Source organism: Nocardia acidivorans NBRC 108247 (assembly GCF_001625085.1).
In the GTDB taxonomy this organism is placed as follows: Bacteria; Actinomycetota; Actinomycetes; order Mycobacteriales; family Mycobacteriaceae; genus Nocardia; species Nocardia acidivorans.
This window is the reverse complement of record NZ_BDAW01000033.1, coordinates 74,277-94,328: the sequence shown is the minus strand read 5'-3', so window position 1 is coordinate 94,328 and position 20,052 is coordinate 74,277. Positions and strand designations below refer to the sequence as shown.

General features: G+C 67.4%; 20 protein-coding genes. 9 read left to right on the top strand and 11 right to left on the bottom strand.

Annotation, left to right across the window (positions count from 1 at the left end):
- Window positions 1–34: 34 nt before the first annotated feature.
- The 3 genes from NA10_RS19305 to NA10_RS19295 are packed head-to-tail and all read right to left on the bottom strand — an operon-like array spanning window position 35 to window position 2,085.
- Complete coding sequence (locus NA10_RS19305; RefSeq protein WP_067569931.1) at window positions 35–445, bottom strand: MaoC/PaaZ C-terminal domain-containing protein; 411 nt, start codon at window positions 443–445, stop codon at window positions 35–37.
- The gene (locus tag NA10_RS19300) at window positions 442–900 is read right to left on the bottom strand and encodes a MaoC family dehydratase N-terminal domain-containing protein (protein WP_067569929.1); all 459 of its coding nucleotides are present in this window, start codon (window positions 898–900) and stop codon (window positions 442–444) included. The genes NA10_RS19305 and NA10_RS19300 overlap by 4 nt, the downstream gene beginning before the upstream one ends.
- Window positions 901–2,085 (bottom strand): lipid-transfer protein, encoded by a 1,185-nt coding sequence (locus tag NA10_RS19295; protein ID WP_067569927.1) that lies wholly within the window; start codon window positions 2,083–2,085, stop codon window positions 901–903.
- 135 nt (window positions 2,086–2,220) lie between these two features.
- On the opposite strand from NA10_RS19295, the gene NA10_RS19290 reads away from it, so the two are divergent.
- The 5 genes from NA10_RS19290 (at window position 2,221) to NA10_RS19270 (ending at window position 7,302) form a co-directional block, all read left to right on the top strand.
- Window positions 2,221–3,765 (top strand): acyl-CoA synthetase, encoded by a 1,545-nt coding sequence (locus tag NA10_RS19290; RefSeq protein WP_067569925.1) that lies wholly within the window; start codon window positions 2,221–2,223, stop codon window positions 3,763–3,765.
- A 29-nt stretch (window positions 3,766–3,794) separates the two neighbouring features.
- On the top strand, window positions 3,795–4,385 hold the full coding sequence (locus tag NA10_RS19285; protein ID WP_067569923.1) for a phosphoribosylanthranilate isomerase: 591 nt from the start codon (window positions 3,795–3,797) through the stop codon (window positions 4,383–4,385).
- Between the two features lie 387 nt (window positions 4,386–4,772).
- Entirely contained in the window at window positions 4,773–5,306 is a 534-nt protein-coding gene (locus tag NA10_RS19280; protein ID WP_067569967.1) for a phenolic acid decarboxylase, read from the top strand.
- Window positions 5,307–5,383: 77 nt separating this feature from the next.
- On the top strand, window positions 5,384–5,920 hold the full coding sequence (locus NA10_RS19275; protein ID WP_084514954.1) for a TetR/AcrR family transcriptional regulator: 537 nt from the start codon (window positions 5,384–5,386) through the stop codon (window positions 5,918–5,920).
- Window positions 5,921–6,027: 107 nt separating this feature from the next.
- On the top strand, window positions 6,028–7,302 hold the full coding sequence (locus tag NA10_RS19270) for a flavin monoamine oxidase family protein (protein ID WP_169812608.1): 1,275 nt from the start codon (window positions 6,028–6,030) through the stop codon (window positions 7,300–7,302).
- Here NA10_RS19270 and NA10_RS19265 read toward each other — a convergent pair.
- Window positions 7,286–8,302, bottom strand: a complete 1,017-nt coding sequence (locus NA10_RS19265) for an Lrp/AsnC family transcriptional regulator (protein WP_067569919.1) — start codon at window positions 8,300–8,302, stop codon at window positions 7,286–7,288. The two genes, NA10_RS19270 and NA10_RS19265, sit on opposite strands and share 17 nt — an antisense overlap.
- A 126-nt stretch (window positions 8,303–8,428) precedes the next feature.
- Between NA10_RS19265 and NA10_RS19260 the strand changes: the two genes are divergently transcribed.
- Together NA10_RS19260 and NA10_RS19255 are read left to right on the top strand one after the other, a co-directional pair.
- Window positions 8,429–9,820, top strand: a complete 1,392-nt coding sequence (locus tag NA10_RS19260; protein WP_084514948.1) for an MFS transporter — start codon at window positions 8,429–8,431, stop codon at window positions 9,818–9,820.
- Between the two features lie 9 nt (window positions 9,821–9,829).
- Window positions 9,830–10,852 carry an isopenicillin N synthase family dioxygenase gene (locus NA10_RS19255; RefSeq protein WP_067569915.1) on the top strand — a complete coding sequence of 341 codons (1,023 nt, stop codon included), beginning with the start codon at window positions 9,830–9,832 and terminating at the stop codon, window positions 10,850–10,852.
- Window positions 10,853–10,867: 15 nt separating this feature from the next.
- Here the strand turns inward: NA10_RS19255 and NA10_RS19250 are convergent, their stop codons facing one another.
- The 7 genes from NA10_RS19250 to NA10_RS19220 all read right to left on the bottom strand — a co-directional run bounded on the left by NA10_RS19250 (window position 10,868) and on the right by NA10_RS19220 (window position 17,568).
- Entirely contained in the window at window positions 10,868–11,893 is a 1,026-nt protein-coding gene (locus NA10_RS19250; protein ID WP_067569913.1) for an alpha/beta hydrolase, read from the bottom strand.
- A gap of 577 nt (window positions 11,894–12,470) precedes the next feature.
- Window positions 12,471–13,718 carry an MAB_1171c family putative transporter gene (locus NA10_RS19245; protein ID WP_067569911.1) on the bottom strand — a complete coding sequence of 416 codons (1,248 nt, stop codon included), beginning with the start codon at window positions 13,716–13,718 and terminating at the stop codon, window positions 12,471–12,473.
- Window positions 13,719–13,722: 4 nt separating this feature from the next.
- Window positions 13,723–14,238 carry an ImmA/IrrE family metallo-endopeptidase gene (locus NA10_RS19240; protein WP_169812607.1) on the bottom strand — a complete coding sequence of 172 codons (516 nt, stop codon included), beginning with the start codon at window positions 14,236–14,238 and terminating at the stop codon, window positions 13,723–13,725.
- Window positions 14,239–14,283: 45 nt separating this feature from the next.
- Window positions 14,284–14,739 (bottom strand): hypothetical protein, encoded by a 456-nt coding sequence (locus NA10_RS19235; protein WP_067569907.1) that lies wholly within the window; start codon window positions 14,737–14,739, stop codon window positions 14,284–14,286.
- Between the two features lie 165 nt (window positions 14,740–14,904).
- Window positions 14,905–16,095, bottom strand: coding sequence for a cytochrome P450 (locus tag NA10_RS19230; RefSeq protein WP_067569905.1), 1,191 nt, complete (start codon window positions 16,093–16,095; stop codon window positions 14,905–14,907).
- A 47-nt stretch (window positions 16,096–16,142) separates the two neighbouring features.
- Window positions 16,143–16,895 carry a hypothetical protein gene (locus tag NA10_RS19225; RefSeq protein WP_067569903.1) on the bottom strand — a complete coding sequence of 251 codons (753 nt, stop codon included), beginning with the start codon at window positions 16,893–16,895 and terminating at the stop codon, window positions 16,143–16,145.
- A gap of 55 nt (window positions 16,896–16,950) precedes the next feature.
- Window positions 16,951–17,568 carry an NADPH-dependent F420 reductase gene (locus NA10_RS19220; protein WP_067569901.1) on the bottom strand — a complete coding sequence of 206 codons (618 nt, stop codon included), beginning with the start codon at window positions 17,566–17,568 and terminating at the stop codon, window positions 16,951–16,953.
- Window positions 17,569–17,684: 116 nt separating this feature from the next.
- Between NA10_RS19220 and NA10_RS19215 the strand changes: the two genes are divergently transcribed.
- Together NA10_RS19215 and NA10_RS19210 are read left to right on the top strand one after the other, a co-directional pair.
- Window positions 17,685–18,488, top strand: a complete 804-nt coding sequence (locus tag NA10_RS19215) for a DUF1460 domain-containing protein (RefSeq protein ID WP_067569963.1) — start codon at window positions 17,685–17,687, stop codon at window positions 18,486–18,488.
- Window positions 18,489–18,658: 170 nt separating this feature from the next.
- Complete coding sequence (locus NA10_RS19210) at window positions 18,659–20,032, top strand: cutinase family protein (protein ID WP_067569900.1); 1,374 nt, start codon at window positions 18,659–18,661, stop codon at window positions 20,030–20,032.
- Window positions 20,033–20,052 lie beyond the last annotated feature (20 nt).

Genomic DNA, 20,052 nt, shown 5'->3' with positions numbered 1-20,052 from the left:
GAATATTTCCTTTCAGTGTGCGGCGACGGTGTAATCAGAGCGCGATGACAGCGTCACCGGTCAGTGTGACAGTGCCGTCGGCGAGGGTGACCAGGAGTTCGAGGGTGGCGCGCCGCTCACCGTCCACCTCGTCGATGGCGACGACCTTGCCGGTGGCGGTGGGTTCCCCGTGTACGGGGGTGATGGCGGCGAAGCGCACCCGATACGACCGGATCGACTGCTGCGGAACCCAATTGGTGAGCAATCGGCCCAGATAGGCCATGGAGAGCATGCCGTGCGCGAAGACGTCGCCGACCCCGGCCGACTTGGCGAAATCGCTGTCGATGTGAATCGGATTGTGGTCTCCCGACGCTCCGGCGAACAGGGCCAGGGTGGTGCGCGAGATGGGCCGAATCCGCAAGGGCGGCAATTCGGTTCCCACTGCGACGGCGGTCGGTGTGCTCATCGGCCCACTCCCGGATTGCGTACCACGATGACCGCCTTCAGGTCGGCGACGGGCGAGCCGTCGGGCCGGGTCACCGCGGTCTCCTTGACGATGAACTCCAGCGCCCCGCCCTTCTTGCTGTACACATCGGTGATGCGCGGGGTCGCGGTGAGCACATCGCCCGGATAGGCGAGCGAGTGATAGGTGAAGGACTGTTCGCCGTGCAGCACGAAGCGCAGATCCACCCCCGCTTCGGCGAGATCGGCGAAGGCGTCGGGCTGTTCGAGTTCGATACTGAACAGGAAGGTCGGCGGGGCCGGAATATCCGGGTGCCCCGCGGCTTTCGCGGCCTCGGCATCGGTGTAGATCGGATCGGTCTCACCGATGGCCTTGGCGAATATGCGCAGCCGCCCGGCTTCGACGGTCGATGTCGTCGCGGGCAGCTCCTTTCCGACAATGGCGGGGTCGATTGCCATTCAGCTCACCTTCTCGTACAGGGTCACCACGGCCGCGCCGCCGAGACCGATATTGTGTTGCAGCGCCAGCGTGACGCCCTCCACCTGACGGGCGTCGGCCTGTCCGCGCAGCTGCCACACCAGCTCGGCGCATTGCGCCAAACCCGTTGCGCCCAAAGGATGTCCCTTGGAGAGCAGACCGCCGGACGGGTTGGTGACCACCTTGCCGCCGTAGGTGTTGTCACCGTCGGCGATGAACTTCTCCGCGGTGCCCTCGGGCGTGAGCCGCAGTCCCTCATAGGTGAGCAGTTCATTGGTGGTGAAGCAGTCGTGCAGCTCCACCACGCGAATATCGCCCGGGCTCACCCCGGCCGCCTCGTACACCTGATCGGCGGCGGCCTGAGCCATGTCGTAGCCGACCACCCGGGTCATATCGCCGCTGAAGGTGGAGGGATAGTCGGTGGTCATGGCCTGCGCCTTGATGGCGACGGTGACGTCGATGCCGTTGGCGCGCGCGAACTCCTCGCTGACCAGCACCGCCGCGGCCGCGCCGCAGGTGGGCGGACAGCACTGCAATCGGGTCAGCGGGCCGAAGATTCGCGGCGATTCCAGCACCTGCTCGACGGTCACCGGATCGCGGAATACCGCGTACGGATTATTGGCCGCGTGCCGACGCGCCTTGACCGCGATCCGCGCGAACACCTTCGGATCCATACCGTACTTGTCGGCGTAGGCCTGACCCGCGCCGCCGAAATACTGTGCGGCCATGGGCGCTTGGTCATCCCAACCCTGTAATGCTTTGGTGGCCTGGTCGAATCGGCCGAACGGGGTGGGCCGGTCATTCCACAGGGAACCGAGCGCACCGCGCATCATCTGCTCGAACCCGACGGCGATGACGCATTCGGCCGCGCCGGTCTCGACGGCCTGGCGGGCGAGCCAGAGCGCGGTCGATCCGGTCGAGCAGTTGTTGTTCACATTGACCACCGGGATGCCGGTCCGGCCGAGGCCGTAGAGCGCCGCTTGACCGGCGGTCGAGTCGCCGTAGACGTATCCGGCGTAAGCCTGCTGGACACGTTCGTAGTCGATACCGGCATCGGCGATGGCCTTGCGGGCGGCGGTCTCGCCCATGACGTCGTACGGCTGGGTTTTGCTGGGGGTGGTGAACGGGATCATCCCGACCCCCGCGACGACAACGCGTCTACTCATGGCGTCCTCACTGACGACTAGTGACTGTTCACTTAGTGAAGCGCACTGGTATTTCCATTGCAATACCTAGCTTTCTGTGACCGGTGTTACGGTATTGGCGATTCACATCGAGTGAAGTTTCGGAGGTATACGACGATGCACCTCACCCGGGGCCTGCACCGCGCCGTCCAGCTGAATCCCGACCGCGTCATGACCGTCGACGGCACTCGCACCAGAACCTTCGCCGAGGCCGCGGACCGGGTCGCTCGATTCGCCGGAGCGCTGCGCGCGCTCGGGGTGGCCAAAGGCGACCGAGTGGCGATGCTGGCGCTGAACTCGGATCGATTCAGCGAATATCTGCTCGCGGTGCCGTGGGCGGACGCGGTGCTCAATCCGGTCAACATTCGCTGGAGTCCGGCCGAAATCGCTTACAGCCTTGCCGATTCCGGCACGAAGGTGCTGCTGGTCGATCAGGTCTTCGCGGCCATGCTGCCCGCGATCCGGGAACAGTATCCGGACCTGACCACCGTCATCCACTGCGGCGACGGTCCGGCGCCGCAGGGCACGCTCTCGTACGAGGAGTTGATCGCCACCGGCGCGCCGATCGAGGATGCGCGGCGCGGCGGCGACGAGCTGGCCGGGATCTTCTACACCGGTGGCACCACCGGCTTTCCCAAGGGCGTGATGCTCACCCACGCAAACCTTTTCGCCTCCGCCATGGGGTCGCTGGCGACCGGCGATCTGTTCACCCCGGGCGGCTCCTACCTGCACGTCGCACCCATGTTCCACCTCGCCGATATGTGCGGATGGCTCACCGAGGTCACACTCGGCGGCTCGCACGTGTTCATCCCGTCGTTCGATCCGGTGGCCACCCTGCGCGCGATCCAGGAACATCGGGTCACCGATTCGCTGCTGGTGCCGATCATGATCCAGCTGCTCGTCGATCACCCCGACGCCGCAGGCTACGACCTGAGCAGTCTGGCGTGCATCGTCTACGGCGCCTCGCCGATCGCCCAGGCGGTGCTCGAGCGCGCCATGAAACTCTTTCCGAACGCGGGCTTCACCCAGGCCTATGGAATGACCGAATTATCGCCCGTGGCAACACTTCTCGGCCCCGCCGATCATGCGGCAGGGCTCCTGCGCTCGGCCGGGCGGCCGGCACCGCATTCGGAGGTGCGGGTGGTGGATCCCGAGGGCAATGAGGTGCCGCGCGGCACCGTCGGCGAGATCGTCGCGCGCGGCGACCATGTGATGCGGGGGTATTGGAACAAACCCGAGGAGACCGCCGAGGCGCTGCGCGGCGGCTGGATGCACACCGGCGACGGCGGCTATATGGATGAGAACGGCTACCTCTTCGTGGTGGACCGCCTCAAGGACATGATCGTCAGCGGTGGTGAGAACGTGTACTCCGCCGAGGTCGAGAATGCCGTGGCCGCCCATCCCGCCGTCGCGACCTGCGCGGTGATCGGCGTCCCCGATCAGGAGTGGGGTGAGCGCGTGCACGCGCTCATCCTCTGCCACCCCGGTATGACGGTGACCGCCGAGGAGATCCGCACCCACGCCAAGACCCTGATCGCCGGGTACAAGGCCCCGCGCAGTATCGAACTGGTCGAGGCCATGCCGGTCTCGGGCACCGGCAAGATCCTCAAACGCGAACTACGCGAGCGGTACTGGGGTGACACCGACCGCCAGGTGCATTGACCCGGAGCGGTGTCGCCTAGGGTCGATTCATGTTCGTGAAGCTGTGCGGTCTGCGGACCGAGGAGGATGTGGCGACCGCCGTGGCGGCGGGGGCCGATGCGGTCGGCTTCGTCTTCACCGCGAGCCCGCGGCAGATCTCGGTCGGGGCGGTGCGCGCACTGCTCGCGGGCGTGCCGCCGCGGATCCTGTCCGTCGGTGTGGTGCACGGTATTTCGGCGGCCGAGGCCGGTGCGCTGGCTCGCGCCGCCGGGGTGGACGCACTGCAACTGCACGGCGATTACCCGCGGGCGGCCTTCGAGGAACTGGCCGGCGTGCGCCTGCTGCGCGCGACCTCGCTCACCGCCGAGACCGATGTGCGCACCGGCGCCTACGGCGAGGAGTGGCTGCTGCTGGACTCCCCCGTCGCCGGGTCGGGCGACCGCTGGGATCTCACCGGACTCGAGCGCACCCGCCCGACCGGGCAGTGGCTGCTGGCGGGCGGGCTGTCACCGGCGAATGTCCGAGAGGCCATCGCCGCGGCGCGGCCCTGGGGCGTGGACGTCTCCAGCGGCGTGGAGTCCAGTCGCGGGATCAAGGATCACGGGTTGATGCGCGAATTCGTCGCGCGTGCAAGGGAATAAGGCTGTCGGGTGGTGCGCCGACGCTGTCATGCCGCCTCGTCCGCGACGAGAAGTGCGGCGAGCGCGGCCAATTCGCCGCTGCCCAGTCGGGCGAGGTCCCGGCCCGGGTCGCCACATCCGCGGCCGACAGCAGCGCCACCTGGTCGGGGCGTTCGACGAACTGCGCCGCCACCCGCTGCTCACTCGGGATCAGCGAGGGCAGCAGCGACCGCACGATACTGAGAGTGCCGCCCGCCGGTGGGTCGCCATGCCCGGGGTTCATCGCTTGTGTGCAGCACTCCGATCGAGGTCACAGGGCGCGCGGTGCCCGTGCCCCGCGCGGATTCATGACAGAGTGTCGGTAATAGCATTTGCACATGTATCGCAGGCTCATTGGAGAGGATGTCGATGACCGCAGAGCGTTCCGCCGCCGCTTCGCCGCCGTCACCGGCCGGTGATCTGACCGGACTGATCGGCAAACATCTGATCTATGCCTATGAGAACGGCTGGAAATACGAACTCTACGTGCGTGATTCGACGACGGTGGCCTTCCGCTGCCTGATCGGGCCGATGTTCGGGCGCTGGTCGACCCATCAGAGCGCGAAGATCGTGCAGTTGGACGGCGATCTGTACAAACTGGCCTGGGTGGAGCCGACCGGCACCACCACGGTGGTCATCGCCTGGTTGAGCGAGCGGCGGGTGCACACCACCATCTGCTATCCGCAGTGGATGCTGGACTTTCCCGAGATCACCCTCGAACGCTACGAGGACGACCTCGACGCGATCGCGGCCGCGCGTGATGCCGGGCCGACCTATCCGCTCACCCTGGTCGCCTCGACCGGTTTGATCACGTTCCTGGAATCGCGGTCCCCCGAAGACGACACCGTGATCGACCGGCCGCCGAGCAAGCTCCCGCTGGATTACGCGAACCAGGCGAACTGAACCCGAAATGTCCGATACGGGGCACATGCGTACCGGGTGGGACACCGCTGTCACCCTAGGATGAGCGGGTGTCGGCAATGAGAGAGCAGATTCTGGCCGCCGCGACGCCCGTGCTGGCCCGGGATCGCGGCGCGTCCATGCAGGTGATCGCGCAGGCCGCCGGGGTCAGCCGGACCACGCTGACCCGGCTGTTCCCGACCCGCGACGCTTTGGTGACCGCACTGTCGGAGCAGGTGCACGCGGCCGCCGCGGCCGCGCTCGACGCCGCCGAACTGGGCGATACGCCCTTCGAAACCGCGCTGAGCACCCTGACCGCGGGATTTCTGCCGCTGGCCCAGTTCTGGGGGGTGCTGTCGGTGGAGCCGCATCTGCTGCGCCAGCCCGAATACACCACGCGCGCAGACGATTTGATTCATCGACTGGACGACTTCTTCGCGCGCGGTCAGCGCGAGGGCGTGCTGCGGGCCGATCTGCCCGCGCGCTGGCTCTCCTTCACCCTCTTCGGTTTGGCCGAGACCACCTGGTATCTGGTCCTGGACGAACAGATGGGCGCACGTCAGGCACCGGAATTCCTGATCTCCATGATGTTGAGCGGATCGGGCGCACCCCGCTGACCAGCCCCGTCGAGTGACTCGAGTCATTGCCATTCTGGATACATGTCCGATACTTTTGGTACAAAGTTGTCCCAGATGAGTTGAGTATGTACCGGAAGGAATATGTCGTGTCGACAGTGCTGGTGATCGGGGCCGGAATGGCCGGACTCACCGCGGCCCGCGATCTGACCCGAGCGGGTCATCAGGTCACCGTGCTGGAGGCCCGCGATCGCGTGGGCGGACGGCTCTGGACCGATCGCGGCTGGCCTGACGCACCGGTGGATCTGGGCGCGTCCTGGATTCACGGCATCGACGACAATCCCCTCACCGAACTGCGCGATGAGTTCGCGCTGCCCACGGTGGTGCTCAATCAGGACGTCATCACCGCGTACAGCGGCGGGCGGCGGCTGGATCCGGCAGCGCTGCGGCAGTTCGAGGCCGATCTCGACGCCGTCGAAACCGTCATGGAAAACCTTGCGGCACAACCGGAATTCGCCCAGCGTTCGATGGCGGCCGGTACCGAGCTGGCATTGGACCAGGTGCCGCTGACCGGTGATTCGGCCGAGCGCATGCGCCGCCTCATGCGCATGTTCGCCCAGGACGACTCCGGCGCGGACGCCGAACAGGTCGCCCTGTGGGTGATGGGCACCGATGAGATCCACAGCGGTGACGAAGAGGTGTTCCCCGGCGGCTACGACCAGCTCACCACCCGCCTGGCGGACGGTCTGGACGTACGACTGCGCCATATCGTGAGCCGTATCGCCCACTCCCCCACCGGCGTGCGCGTCGAGACCGATCGCGGTGTGTTCCAGGCGAATCGAGTGCTGGTCACCGTACCGCTGGGCGTCCTGAAGGCCGATGCCATCACCTTCGATCCGCCACTGCCCGATGCCAAACGCCATGCCATCCGCGCCCTGGGTATGGGCGTCTACAACAAGCTGTATCTGCGCTTCGATCGCCAGTTCTGGGACGACGCGGACTGGATCATGGAATTCGGCCCGGACCGCACCTCGGCCACCGGCTGGTTCCCATTGCAGAAGGTCAGCGGCGTTCCGGTCATCGTCGCCCTGCGCGGCGGTTCGGTGGCGCGCCGGATCGAAGCCCTCGATGACACGGCCACGGTTGCCGAGGGTATGGCGTCACTGCGCCGCATGTACGGCGCGAATATCCCGGAACCGCTGGGCTACAGGATAACCCGCTGGTCCACCGATCCGTTCGCGCGCGGCTCGTACTCGTACCCGGGTGTCGACGCCGTACCGGGTGATCGCGATATCCTCGCCGCGCCCATCGCCGATCGGGTCTTCTTCGCCGGTGAGGCCACGCACGACACCGACGCCACCACCGTGCACGGGGCACTGCTCTCGGGACGCCGGGCGGCCGAATGGATCAGCGCCCTCGGCTGACGCCCTTCGCCGGTCGCGGCGCAAGGGGATTGGGATGGGCCAGTTTCCCGCCCGTGGTGCGGGAACCGGCCTGTTTCAGGCGGCGCAGCACCGGGGAGAGTTCGAAGCTGTGGATGCCGTCCAGGGTGGACATCTTGGTGGTCACATAGCGGTAGAGGGCATTCGTATCAGGTGCGATGAGTACGGTGAAAAGATTGAAGGTGCCGGATATCGCTGCGGCATAGGTGGTTTCGTCGTGTTCGGACAGGGCGCGGCCGACGGACTCCAGCTGGGCCGGGGCCACGCGCAGCCAGAGGAAGGCGGCGGTGCCGGAACCCAGTGCGGCGGGGGCGATATCGAGGTCGAAGTAGAGGATGCCGCCCGCCTGCAGGGCGGCTATCCGGCGGGTCACGCGGCCGATACTCATGCCCGTCGCCCTGGACAGGACCGTGTAGCTGGTGCGGCCGTCGCGGGCCAGCAGATCCAGCAGGGTGCGGTCCGCATCGCGTATTCGCAGTTCGGAATCGACGTAATCGCCTGCACCGGAAACTGATTCGCTGCCCGCGATGAATTGCCTGCCGCGCCAGTCGATGACGTCGCGGCGTACGAAACGATGCAGGATCATGGCGGCGGTGATGTCGTGGACGGGTGCGCTGCGCTGTAATCGCTGTACCAGCAGGTCATCTCGGTCCTGTTCGCTGCGCGGGTGCAACGAGAAGATGATCTCCGCGCCCGCGGCGGCAATGCTGATCCAGGCCGCGTCATCCCGTTCGGCCAGCGCCTCGGCGACCGCGAGCGCACCGTCGGGACGACAGTGCAGGCGAATGATCCAGTCGTTCTCCCCGAGCGCGCGAGGATCGACCGCACCGATCACCCGGACTATGCCCTCACGCCGTAAACGCCGGTAGCGACGTGCGACGGTCTGCTCCGCGACCTCCAGTTCGGCGGCGATATGGGCGAACGGGCGGCGCGGCTCCAATTGCAGCCTGTGGATGATCTGCGTATCCAGGAGATCCAGCATGGAGGTTCCTTGCGTCGGAGCGGCGGCCACGGGAAGAAATCTACGCCGGAGCCGTTTGCAGGCGACCGATCGCGGTCTCGCTTTCGATACTCGACGCCTCATCTTCGCTTCGAGAGGACAACGGCATTGCGTAAATGGTTACCGTTGCTGACGGTGTGCCTGGGCACCTTCATGCTGCTGATCGACGTCACCATCGTGAACGTCGCACTACCCGATATGCGCACCGATCTGGGCGCGTCCTTCGGCGCATTGCAATGGGTCGTCGACGGGTATGCCCTGGCCATGGCCGCGCTCATGCTGGGCGCGGGCTCCCTCGCCGATCTGGCCGGGCATCGGCGCACCTACCTGGCCGGGCTGGCGCTGTTCGCGACGGCCTCGCTGGTCTGCGGGCTGGCCCCGAATCCCCAGGTGCTCATTGCCGCTCGGATTGTGCAGGGGGTGGGTGCGGCGACCATGTCCTGCACCACCTTCGCGCTGTTGAACGCGGCCTACGCCGGGCGTGATCGGGGTACCGCGTACGGCATGTGGGGTGCGGTGGCGGGGGCGTCCTCGGCCATCGGCCCGATTGTCGGCGGGCTGCTCACCGAGATCGCGTCCTGGCGCTGGATCTTCTTCGTCAATCTGCCGTTCAGCGTGCTCGCCATCGCACTGTGCCTGTGGGTGATCGCCGAAGACGAACGCGCACAGCGCAATCGGATCGATGTGGCGGGGATGGCGCTGTTCACCGCGAGCGCCGCCCTGGCCACCTACGCGCTCATTCGCGCCAATGAGCACGGCTGGTCCGATGCCGTCACCTGGTGTCTGCTGCCCGCTTCGGCCGCCGCGCTGATCGCCTTTGTAACAGTCGAAAAGCGTTCGCGGCAACCGATTCTCGATCTCGCACTGCTGCGCGACCGGGCATTCGCGGGTGTGCTGACCGCCGGTGCGGTGCTGTATTTCGCCGCGTTCGCCGCGCTGATGTACACCCAGATCTGGATGCAGTCGGTGCTCGGCCTGAGCCCGATCGCCGCGGGCGCGGTCGGACTTCCGCTGTCTCTCATGGCATTTCTGGTCTCGGGTGTGCTCGGCAAATACCTGCACGGTGATCGGCCCGCCCGGATCATCGGCACGGGGTTGGCCGCCGTCGGAGTGGGCGGGGTGGTCGGCGCGCTGCTGGTGCACGGCGATGCGAGCTGGCCCGCACTGATCCCCGGCTTCGTATTGGTCGGCGCGGGCGTCGGACTCGCGACGGCAACCCTGAGCTCGGCCGCGGTCGCCGCGGTCCCGTGGGAGCGCGCCGGAATGGCGACCGGTGCGCTGAACACCGCACAGCAACTTACCTTCGCACTCGGAATCGCCACTCTCGGTGGCCTTTTCACCCACCCGGACACCCCCGTCGCGGGCGTCCGCCTCACCCTGGCGGTCAGCGGCACGGTCGCCCTGATCGGCGCGATCGGGGTACCACTCCTGATGCGTCGCACGCCCCCGTCCAACACCGAAATCACCAGCACCACAACCGACCTCGCCGATGCACAGTAGGAGCGGATCATGACAGAGCACGCCACCACGCGGACAGCGAGTTTCGTCCCGATCATCGATCTGACCGACCGGAACACCGAATCCGGCAGGCGAATCATCGCCGACGCCATCCATCGCGCCTGCGAAACCTCCGGCTTCTTCGGTATCACCGGGCATGGGATCCCGGCCGAACTCGTCACCCGGATGTGCGCCACCACCCGTGAATTCTTCCTCCTGCCCGATACCGAGAAGGACCTGGTGGCCCACCGTCCCGGCGTCTCCGGATTTCGGCGCGCGGGCGGCTCCACCGCGCACAGCCTGGACCGGAAGACCCCGCCCGACCTGTGCGAGGTCTTCTCGGCCCATGTCACCGGAGACCTGAGCCAGGATGAGCGCGATCGGCTCGGGAACTATTGGGCCTCATGGAAATTGGCCAATATCTGGCCGAGCCGCCCCACCGGCTTCGAGTCGACCTGGCGGGCGTACATGCGCGCCCTCACCGATCTGTCGGCGGACCTCATGCGCCTGTTCGCGCTGGCTCTGGGACTCGACGAAGACTTCTTCGACGACAAATTCGACCGCCACGTGTCCTCGGTCACCGTCAATTACTACTACCCCCAGCGGGTGCCCCCGCTTCCGGGACAGCTCCGCCGCGGCGCGCACACCGACTGGGGCACCCTGACGATTCTCCATCAGGACACCGATATCGGCGGTCTGCAGATTCGACTGCCGTCCGGCGAATGGCGGGACGTACCAATGATTCCCGGCGGCTTCATCGTCAATATCGGTGACCTGACCGCGCTCTGGACCGCGGGCCGCTGGCGCTCCACCCTGCACCGGGTCGTCAACCCGGCCGCCGGATCCGACGCTTCCCGGCTGTCGATCCCGTTCTTCTATCTCCCGAATCACGATGCCCCACTCCATCCGATCGCCGATTCCACCGCGTCGGCAGCACCGGACCCGTCGGGCATATCGACTGCCGGACAATGGATCTCACGCAAGATGCAGAAGACGTTCGCGGCCGACCCGGAGAACTTCGAATCCGCCGACTGATACCGGCGGGGCCGATCACAAGCCGAGACCGTGGGCGAGGGTGGGCCAGGAGGCGGCCAGTTCGTCATCCCAGTAGCCCCAGGAGTGGGTGCCGTAGGGGCGCAGGTTGACGGTGGCGGGGATGTTCAGCTCCGCCAGGCGGGCGGCCATGGTGCGGGTGCACTGGTCGGTGGCGGCTTCGATGACGCCGCCGACCAGCACCTGGTTGGCGAGTGCGCCGATACCTGCGCCGACCAGACCGCGGCCGCCCGATTTGTCGTAGGGGCCGGGGAGGCCGTTACCGCTGGAGAGGTAGAGGTCCAGGCCGCGCAGGGCTTCCGCGTGCAGGTAGGGATCATTGGCGGCCCACATGGGATCGCCGGGCGGGCCGTACATATTGCCGGCATCACCCGCGCTGTAGGCGACAGTGAGGCGCACATACGCCTGGCCGAGCGGATCGGCGATCTGCGCACAACCGCTGTAGGCCGCGACCGCCCGGTACAGACCGGGTCGGGCAATGGGGAGTTGCAGCACCGAAGTACCCGACATCGATACTCCCGCAATAGCATTGCGGCCGTTCGACCCCAGCGCCCGATCGATCAGCAGGGGTAGCTCCTCGGTGAGGTACGTCTTCCACTTCACCACGCCCAGGCGCGGATCGGGGGAACGCCAGTCGGCGTAGTAGGAGGCCGCGCCGCCGATGGGCTGCACCACATTGACCTGTTTGTCGGCGAGAAAATCGGTGGCATGGGTCTGCCGGTCCCAGGAGCCGGGGCCCTTGCCGCCGCTGCCGCCGCTCAGCAGATACAGCACGGGTCGGGGCACCGAGGTATCCGATGGGCGCTGCACCTCGACGGTGAATTCGCTGTCCATGGCGGCGGAGTAGACGGTGATGACCCAGTGCCGGACATCGTCGGTGTGGATGTTCACAATGTGCGAACCGTCCGATTCAGCCGTTTCGGGTTCGGCGGCGGCCGTGGACGAGAAGGGCTTCGAGACCGGGAGCAGGGCTAGGACGCCGACGGCCAGCAATACCGCCGCGCCGCGCACAGTGATTGCCATGCCTTGCGAAGTTACTGCCGCGGCACCCGCGGCGACCGCCGCCGCGCCGCGCGAAGTCCAGCGAAAACGCACGTTCGAGCCCTATTCCTACTGTGCCGCCATGCCCGTCGCACCGCGGGGAACCACCGTTTGCCGCCACCGCCCGCGACGCGATGGGGGGCGGCGCGGGCGGTGGCGCGGCGAAGCATGGCAGTCCCGGGCTAACGGCAGGTTTCGCCGGACTGTCGGGCAGGGGGCGGGAACTCGGCCACTCGATACGGCGGCGGCCCGAGACGCCGGATCAGGGACGGCAGGTTCCCGCGATGGCGCTCAGATCGACGCGTGGATCGGGGGCGGCGAGACAATCGCGCGCGACGCCCTCGAGCGTGCCCGGCCCCGAATTCCAAAGAATCGGGGTGCGATCGGTCCATTGCACAGGCGGTTTCCGGCGGGCGGAGCGGCCGGGAGTGCTCCTGTACGACCTGCCGATTTCGTAAGATATTGCGGGCCACTGGATTTGGACGGTCGTGGTGTTCGATGAAGGGGATATCGAACACCACGCCCGCACCGGAAAGGATAGCGGTAACAAGCGATTTCGTCAGGCTCGGGTGGTGTCCGATACCTCGTCATCGGCCGCAAAATACCTGCGGTATGCGCTGGAAACCGCTCCCAGCCAGGTGAGTTCGCCGATAAAGGTGGGCCGGGCGGGCCTGCGAAAAATTTCTCCGCGATCGATCGGGATGGCCCCGGCGCGGTGTGCGCGCAGCGCGAGAGCGATCCGCGCCGCTTCGACGGCCGCCTCGCGGTCGGCGACGGGAACCCGCAGCCGATCGACGACTTGCACTGCCTCCGCGGTGATTTCGGGGCCGAGATGGGGTTGCAACAGCAGCAGCGCGTCCCGGATCTCGATGACGCGGCGGTACAGCCGGTCGCGGGTCATGCGCCGGGCCACTGGCGCGGCGGCGCCTCTCTCGGGCACCGCCGCGCGCAACGCCAGCCAGAGCGGGCGCAGCCGGGGCAGTGCGCGGGCCCGCTGGACGGCGGCGATCGCCTGCGGCAGCAGGGAGGGGCACAGGTAGCCGAGCAGCATGATGGCCGCGCCCGCACTGGCGAAGGCGGGCGCGATCTCCATATTCAGGGTGCGCGGCGAATAGCCCGCCCAGGACCCGGCCAGGGCGGCGGTCTTGCCGATGCTGTAACCGATCGCGATCACCGAGCCCGTAACCAGTAGTACCAAACCCCTTCGCAGCCAAGGCTGTTCGCGCACATGAGGGATCCAGGTGCGGCACAGCAGCACAATGCGCAGCAGGGCCAGCGTGTAGGCGCACAGATAGATGCCGAGAAACAGGTCCACCAGCGGGACGGTCGCGTAGTGGTAGTCGAAGTCGGTCGCATGCGCTCGGTCGTGCACCGGTGCGGCGAAGAAGAGCGCGATCAGCACCAGCACGATGACCAGATTGATCAGTATCACTATGCGGCCGTCGATATTCGGCCCAGTCACGGTCGAGTTCGCGAGGGTCGCGGGCGATTTCGGCGCGGCGGCCCCGGGGTCGTCGTCGGCATGCGGCGCGACCAGGTAGGTCGTCCAGACCAGCTGCGCCAGGGTCGCGGTGGTGATGGCCGAATAGACGATCAGGGTGGCCAGGTTCGGACTGCCGCTGACCCGGCCGATCCACTCGTAGACCTGCGGTACCGCCGCCTCGAAACCCAGTGCCGCGCAGGCGATGGCGACCGCGACCGCCCAGCGTGCGGCGAACCGGGTGCCGCGCAGGGCGAGCAGCAGCCGCCAGCCGAATACCAGGACGGCGAGCATGCCGACGCTGCCGTAGATCAGGGCGAAGTGCACGCGATCAGTCGATTCCGGGTCCGAGCGTATCCAGCAGACTGCGGATATCGGCGGGGGCGTTCGCGGGCAGCACCCATTCGGCGCGCGGGGTCCAGCGCGTGATGTGGTGTGCCATCAGCAGATCCGCGATGTACTCGGCCTCCTGCTCCTGCTGCTCGGCCGAACAGCTGCGGCCCAGCATGCGCCGCACCACGGCGGGGTCGATATTCGGCGCAAGCAGGCGCAGCGCGTCCTGACCGGTCACCGTAACGGGTTCGTGCCCGGCGAGCAGATGTCCGAACTCGTGGCAGACGATGTGATCCTGATGCAGTTCGCTGGTATTGCTCTGGTACGCCAGGAAATCGATATCGCGGGTCACCAGCAGACCGCCGGAGAGTCCGGCCACGGCGAACGGCTCCGGACGCAATCGCAGCGGCCGGCCGCGACGCCGGGCCAGCGCCTCGGCCAATTCGGCCACCGTGAAGCGCCCCGGCAGGCCCAGTGCGCGCAGCTCCCGTCGCAGCCGTCGATGCTCCATCATCGGACGCTCATTCCCCGAACCCTCCCAGACCGCGATCCGCATCGCTCACAAGTCTTCCCCGTTGTGCTCGGCCTCGAGCCGCCGCAGCACATCGAGCATGGCGGCCACGGTCTCGGCCCGCACGGTACCGTGCGCCAGGCCGTCACGCAGGACGAGTTCCAGTGCGGGATTGTCGGCGGTTCCCTTGAGCGCGTTGACCAATGCGAGTTCCCGGGCGCGCGCCACCGCGAGTTCGGGATTGGTGAGCGGATCAAGACTGTCCAGACCGAAGTAGCCGCGCAGGGCCTCCAGGGTTTCGAAGGAGGGGTTCACGGTCTGGCCGGTGCGCAGTTTCCACAGATAGTTCGCCGAAAGACAGGCTCCGGTGGTGCTGTGAATGCGCTCGGCCAGCGCCCGGTGGGTGATCTCCACTTCGCGGCCGTCCCTGGTCACGGGCGGATGCATACCGGCGATCAGCGCATTGAGCGCGCTGGTGAACGGATGCTGTTGTGCGGCAACCATTCTGATCTTGTCTCCTGCAGTTGACAGTCGCGGTGATCCTGATCATATACTCGTCCCTACTTCGCGACGGTACCCGGAAACCGCTGTCCCCGAAGGGGAGGACATCGGCCGTTCAGGTCTCGGACCGCGAAGTCAGGATGGGGCGACCGAAGATGTTCGCCCCATTCACCGGATTCCCCGCGGGCGCACCGGCAGGGTGAGCGGACCGCGATGCCGGAAACCCGAACGCCACGGCACCTCGGAATCGGCAACGGCCGCACGCAGATTCGGCCAGCGGCCGTAGAGCTCGCCCAGCATCGCGGCCAGCACCGGGCGCAACAGTCCGACACCGACGCAGGCGTGTGCGCCATACCCCAGTGCCACATGCGGATTGGGGCTGCGCCGCACATCCAATTCCAGCGCACCGTCGGGTTCGGCCGGGCCGGTGAAGCGTTCGGGATCGTGATCGGCGGCGGCCAGGCAGAACAGCACGGTCTGCCCGGCCTCGATCCGCTGTCCGGCGATCTCCAGATCGGTGACCGCGAACCGGGGAGCGGCCAGGACCTGCGGGGACAGATAGCGCAGCAGTTCGTCCACCGCGACGGTGCGATCCGCTGCGGCGAGCATGGCCGCGAGCTGGTCGGGTCGGCCCGAGAAGGTCAGGACCGCACCGGCGAGCAGATCCATCAGCACCTCATACCAGACGAACAGCAGGTAGAACAGCAGCCCCGGCAGTTCACCGGAATCCACTGCGCTACCGCTGATTCCGGCGCGTACCAGGCGGCCGAGCATGGTGTCGTCGGCGCCGTCCCGGCCGCGTTCGACAACGGCGGCGATGATGCGCTGCATGCCGCCGAGCGTGTCGCGCGCTCGGGGGCTGGCATCGGGTGCCAGGGTGGCGTGCGCCCAGGCGGCGAGTGCATCGCGTTCGGACTCCGGCAATCCCAGTAGTTCACCGAGAATGACCGCCGGGAGCGGCAGGGCCACCCGCTCGACGAAATCGAACTCCGTCACCCCGTCCAACTCGGCCAGGCTCTTGCCGATCAACATCGCGGCCCGATCGGCCCAGTCCCCCGCCAGCCGCAGCTCACCGACGACCAGACCGCGCAGCCGCGCCAAGCGCTCCGGTGCGGCGGACTGGAAGACGTCCAGCGGGGCCGGGACGGCGAAGCCCGCGTAATCGCCGCCCCCGCTGTAGCGCAGATTGACCGACAGCCGCTCATCCAGGAGTCCGGCCCGCACATCCGCGTATCGGGTGATCAGCCAGGCGGGTGGACCGTCGGGGGTCGCCACCCGATGCGCGCCCCCGGCCTCGCGCAGTGAACGCAGCACCGGCCACGGGGCGCGCGCGAATTCCGCGTCGAAGATATTCAGCACTCGACCATCATCACCCAAGTGGCCCAATGGGTCTCGATGAGTGGTGCTCAGGAGTCCCGGGTGGTGGCCCGCCATTCGGGCAGGGAATCGGGATTGGCGCGCAGGTAGCGCAGGCTCTGTTTCATGTAGACGCGCGGGTTGGTGTCCAGGTGCCCGGCCCACGCCGGTGCGGGGTCACCGCGCATGACGGCCCAGCAGGCGAGCGCGTATCCGTACATGGGCTGGGACAGATAGCCCAGTCGGGATGACCGCCAGCCGCGCTGATTCTGCGAGAACTGGAGTGCGGCATTGGCATTGAAGATACCGAGGCCGAGGTAGACGGTGGCGAGGTCGGTCAGCTGCTCACCGTCGTGCCGGTCGGGGTCGATGCGCCGCTCACCCAGTAGTCGTTCGTGCGCGAGTTCATGGGCGATCGCGGCGATCAGGGTGACCTGGGAGCGCAGTCGCCCCATATCGAGCGAGATCACCGCGCGGCCGTGCTCCACCCGGTAGTGCCCGGCCTCGCCGTGGGTGGCGCCCTCCAGGAAGGCCACGCCCTCGGGTAGCGCGTCGTCGCCCGAATTCACCTCCACCACAAGGCGATCCGGATTGACGCCCATATGGCCGCCGACGGTGTCGACCAGGGCGCGGACCTGCGGTTTCGTCCCGGAATACGGGTCCGGGAAGAAATCGCCGGTCGGCAACACGACGGGCGCGCGCAGCGTGCGCGGACCGAATTGCGCTGCGCACCAGCCCATCATCTCCTCGACCCAGAGCCGTTCCAGTGCACCCACCGGACAGGTCGGCCTGAAAATACCCATGATGCATTATGTTCGGCGGGCCGCCGCGTGCATGCCTGGCGAGGATTGCCGCTGGTCAGCGGGTTACCACTCGAAATGCCAGGTCCCGGCCGAAGTTTCGGGCCATGGCCAGGTTGAGCCACAGGCGCATCACCCCGTCGACGAGGTCATGGTTGTCGGGGCCGACATAGATCGGCCGGAGCCCGGCAGCGGTGATCAGCTCCTCGACCTGCGCCCGATCGGCCTCGGCAGCGGAGAAGAACAGATCCGCCGGTGCGCCGTCCACCACCGGATTCTCGAATATCTCCGCGCCGAGACTGTTGAACGCCCGCACGTACCGGGCCTCGGGCGCGAATTCGGCGAAGGTGGCGGCGGCATTCGCGGGTGTGCCGAGCACATCATTGGTGGCGTCCAGGACCAGCTTGCCCGCCATCGCCGCCGCATGGTCCCGGGCGAAATCCGCGACGGCCCGGGGCGGAATCGCCACCAGTACGACATCTCCGCCGATGACGGCATCGCCGATGCCGAAACTGTCCCGTCCCGGCGTCCGCGAGCCATAGACCACGCGGTGCCCCGACCGCGCGAGCGCGAACCCCACCGCCCGCCCGACCCGCCCGGTGCCGATGACCGCGACACTCGTCTTCGGCCCGGAATCGGCCCGGAATCGCGGACCCTGTAAATGAATGCTGCACATGGCGATAACGCTAGGTCGGAGCGGGTATCGGGCGCTTCTCGATTCCTGACCGGTCCGCCGCCCGCTACGGTGGTAGCCGAACCCATGCACCGATCGGCCATTTCGTGGAGGCGACATTGCGCATCATCGCTCGCATACTGCTCGTCCTGCTCACCCTGGCCGGGGTCGGACTCTCCGGGGGCACCGCGTTCGCCGCGCCCGCGACCCTCGCGATCGACGACACCACCGCGACCAAGATCGATGAGCTGCTCGGGGCCCGAATGGCCGCCGGGAGCGCGGGCAAGGGCGAGTTGATCGATCAGATCTCGGCGCGGCTGCTCGGCACGCCCTACGGGGCGAACATGCTGGTCGGGTCGGCGACCGTGCCGGAGGAGTTGATCGTCGATCTGCGACGGGTGGATTGCTTCACCTTCCTGGACTACGTCGAAGCGGCCTCCCGGTCGACCGACCGCGCGAGCTTCATCGCCGCTCTGGCCGAGACGCGGTACACCAACGGCACCGTGGACTTCCTGCATCGCAAGCATTTCTTCACCGATTGGGCGGCCACCCCGCGCACCGCGGCCCGGGACATCACCGGCTCGCTCACCCCCGCGGCCGTCACGGTGCCCAAGCGGCTCAATACCAAGGCCGACGGGTCCTCCTATCTTGCCGGCCTGCCCGCGGTGGACCGCGACATCACCTACATCCCCGCCAACGCGGTCGACAATGCGGTGATCTCCCAGCTGCACACCGGCGATTACCTTGCCGCCTATGCCGATCAGCCCGGGCTCGATGTGACCCACGTGGGTATCTTCGTCGCCACGCCGCACGGTCCGGTGTTCCGCAATGCGACCTCGCTGGCCGCCTATCAGGTGGTCGACACTCCGCTCACCGAGTACGTCGCGAGCACTCCCGGTCTGGTGGTGCTGCGCCCGCACTGAGCGCGCGGCCGGGTTCGGGCGCGATGCCGTTCCCCGTGTCCAAGCATCTGAAACGGCTATGTGTCTGAAAACCCTGCGGAGCCGGCGGCCGATGATCGACAATTGGCCAGGACTATCCGACGGGCGGTAGCACCCGTTCGAAACTCCATCGGCGACAGAGGGATTGGACAATGAGCAGGCTGGCGGCCTCGGGTGGGGCGATCTCGGTCGCGGTGGCCGTCCTGGTCGGCACCGTGGCGGTCGGCGGCGCGCAGGCGCAGGGCCGCGGCAGCGCGCCCTGCACGCCCTACACCGCGATTCTCGCGCCGGGCACCTGGGAGACGCACTCCGATGCGGATCCGACGGTCCCGGTGGGCATGCTCAGACCCATCGGCGACGGTCTGCGACGACAATTCGGCGCCGATATCACCGTGCGCTACACCCCCTATGCCGCAAGCGCTTTCGATCAGGGACTCACCTACGCGGAATCGCTGAGCACCCTCGAATCCCGATTGCGCACCATGGTCGGGGGCCTCTGCGCCTCGACGCGCGTGCTGCTGGCCGGATACAGCCAGGGCGCGGACGGCATCGGCGATTTCGCCACCGAGATCGGCAATGGCCAAGGGCCGATCGGCCCCGAGCGCGTCCTCGCCGTCGGCCTGCTCGCCGATCCGCATCGCGATCCGAACACCACCCTCTCCCTGGGCAATCCGCAACCCGGTCACGGTATCGCCGGCCCGCGGAGCCAGGATTTCGGCGCACTCACCGATCGCGTGCGCACCCTCTGCGCCGACGGGGACCTGTATTGCTCGATCAATGCCGGTTCCTCCCCGTTCCTGGCCGCATTGGGCCGGGTGCTCAGCGGTGATCCCGCACCGATCGCCGCACTGGTCCCGGCCAGCACCGATCCGAGCACGCTCATCGAGCAGATCGTGAAGATGGGCGCGGGCTGGGCCGCGACCGCCGCGAATCTGCCCACCATTCTGGGCGATCTCACCGATCTGCCGAACACCATCCAGACCGGCGATATCCGTACCGCCCACGCGATCGCGACCAATCTGAATCTCGCGCTGGCGCCCATGGTGCAGGCCGCCGCCGGTGTCGATCTCTCGCTCATCGCCTCGGTCGTGCGCGCCGCGGGCGCCGTGGACCCCTCGGGATTCACCTCCGCCCTGAGCGTCATCGCCGACGCCCTCACCGGCATCGATATCCTGGGCATCGCCGCGACTGTCGGCCAGGTACAGGAAACCCTCTGGCGCGCGGTCGAATCCCTGACCCGCAATGATCCGCTGGCCGCCGCCGCCGAGGTGGCGGCACTGGCCCCCACTGCCGTGAGTCTGGCGAGTTCGGTGATCGGCCCCTTCGCCACCGCGGTCCGGGGTGATCTGCGGGTAGCCGCGCAGACCCTGCTGAGCATCAGCGGTCCCGATGCGGTCGACGATCTCGTCCAACTGAGCCGCCAGGGTGTGGCCATGGCCAACTTCTACGCCTCGAACGCCCACCTCGACTACGGCGACGACGCGCAGATCCTGCTGAACTTCCTGGGCGCTCAGGCCAATTCGTAGCGCTTCGGCCGCGCTTGCTT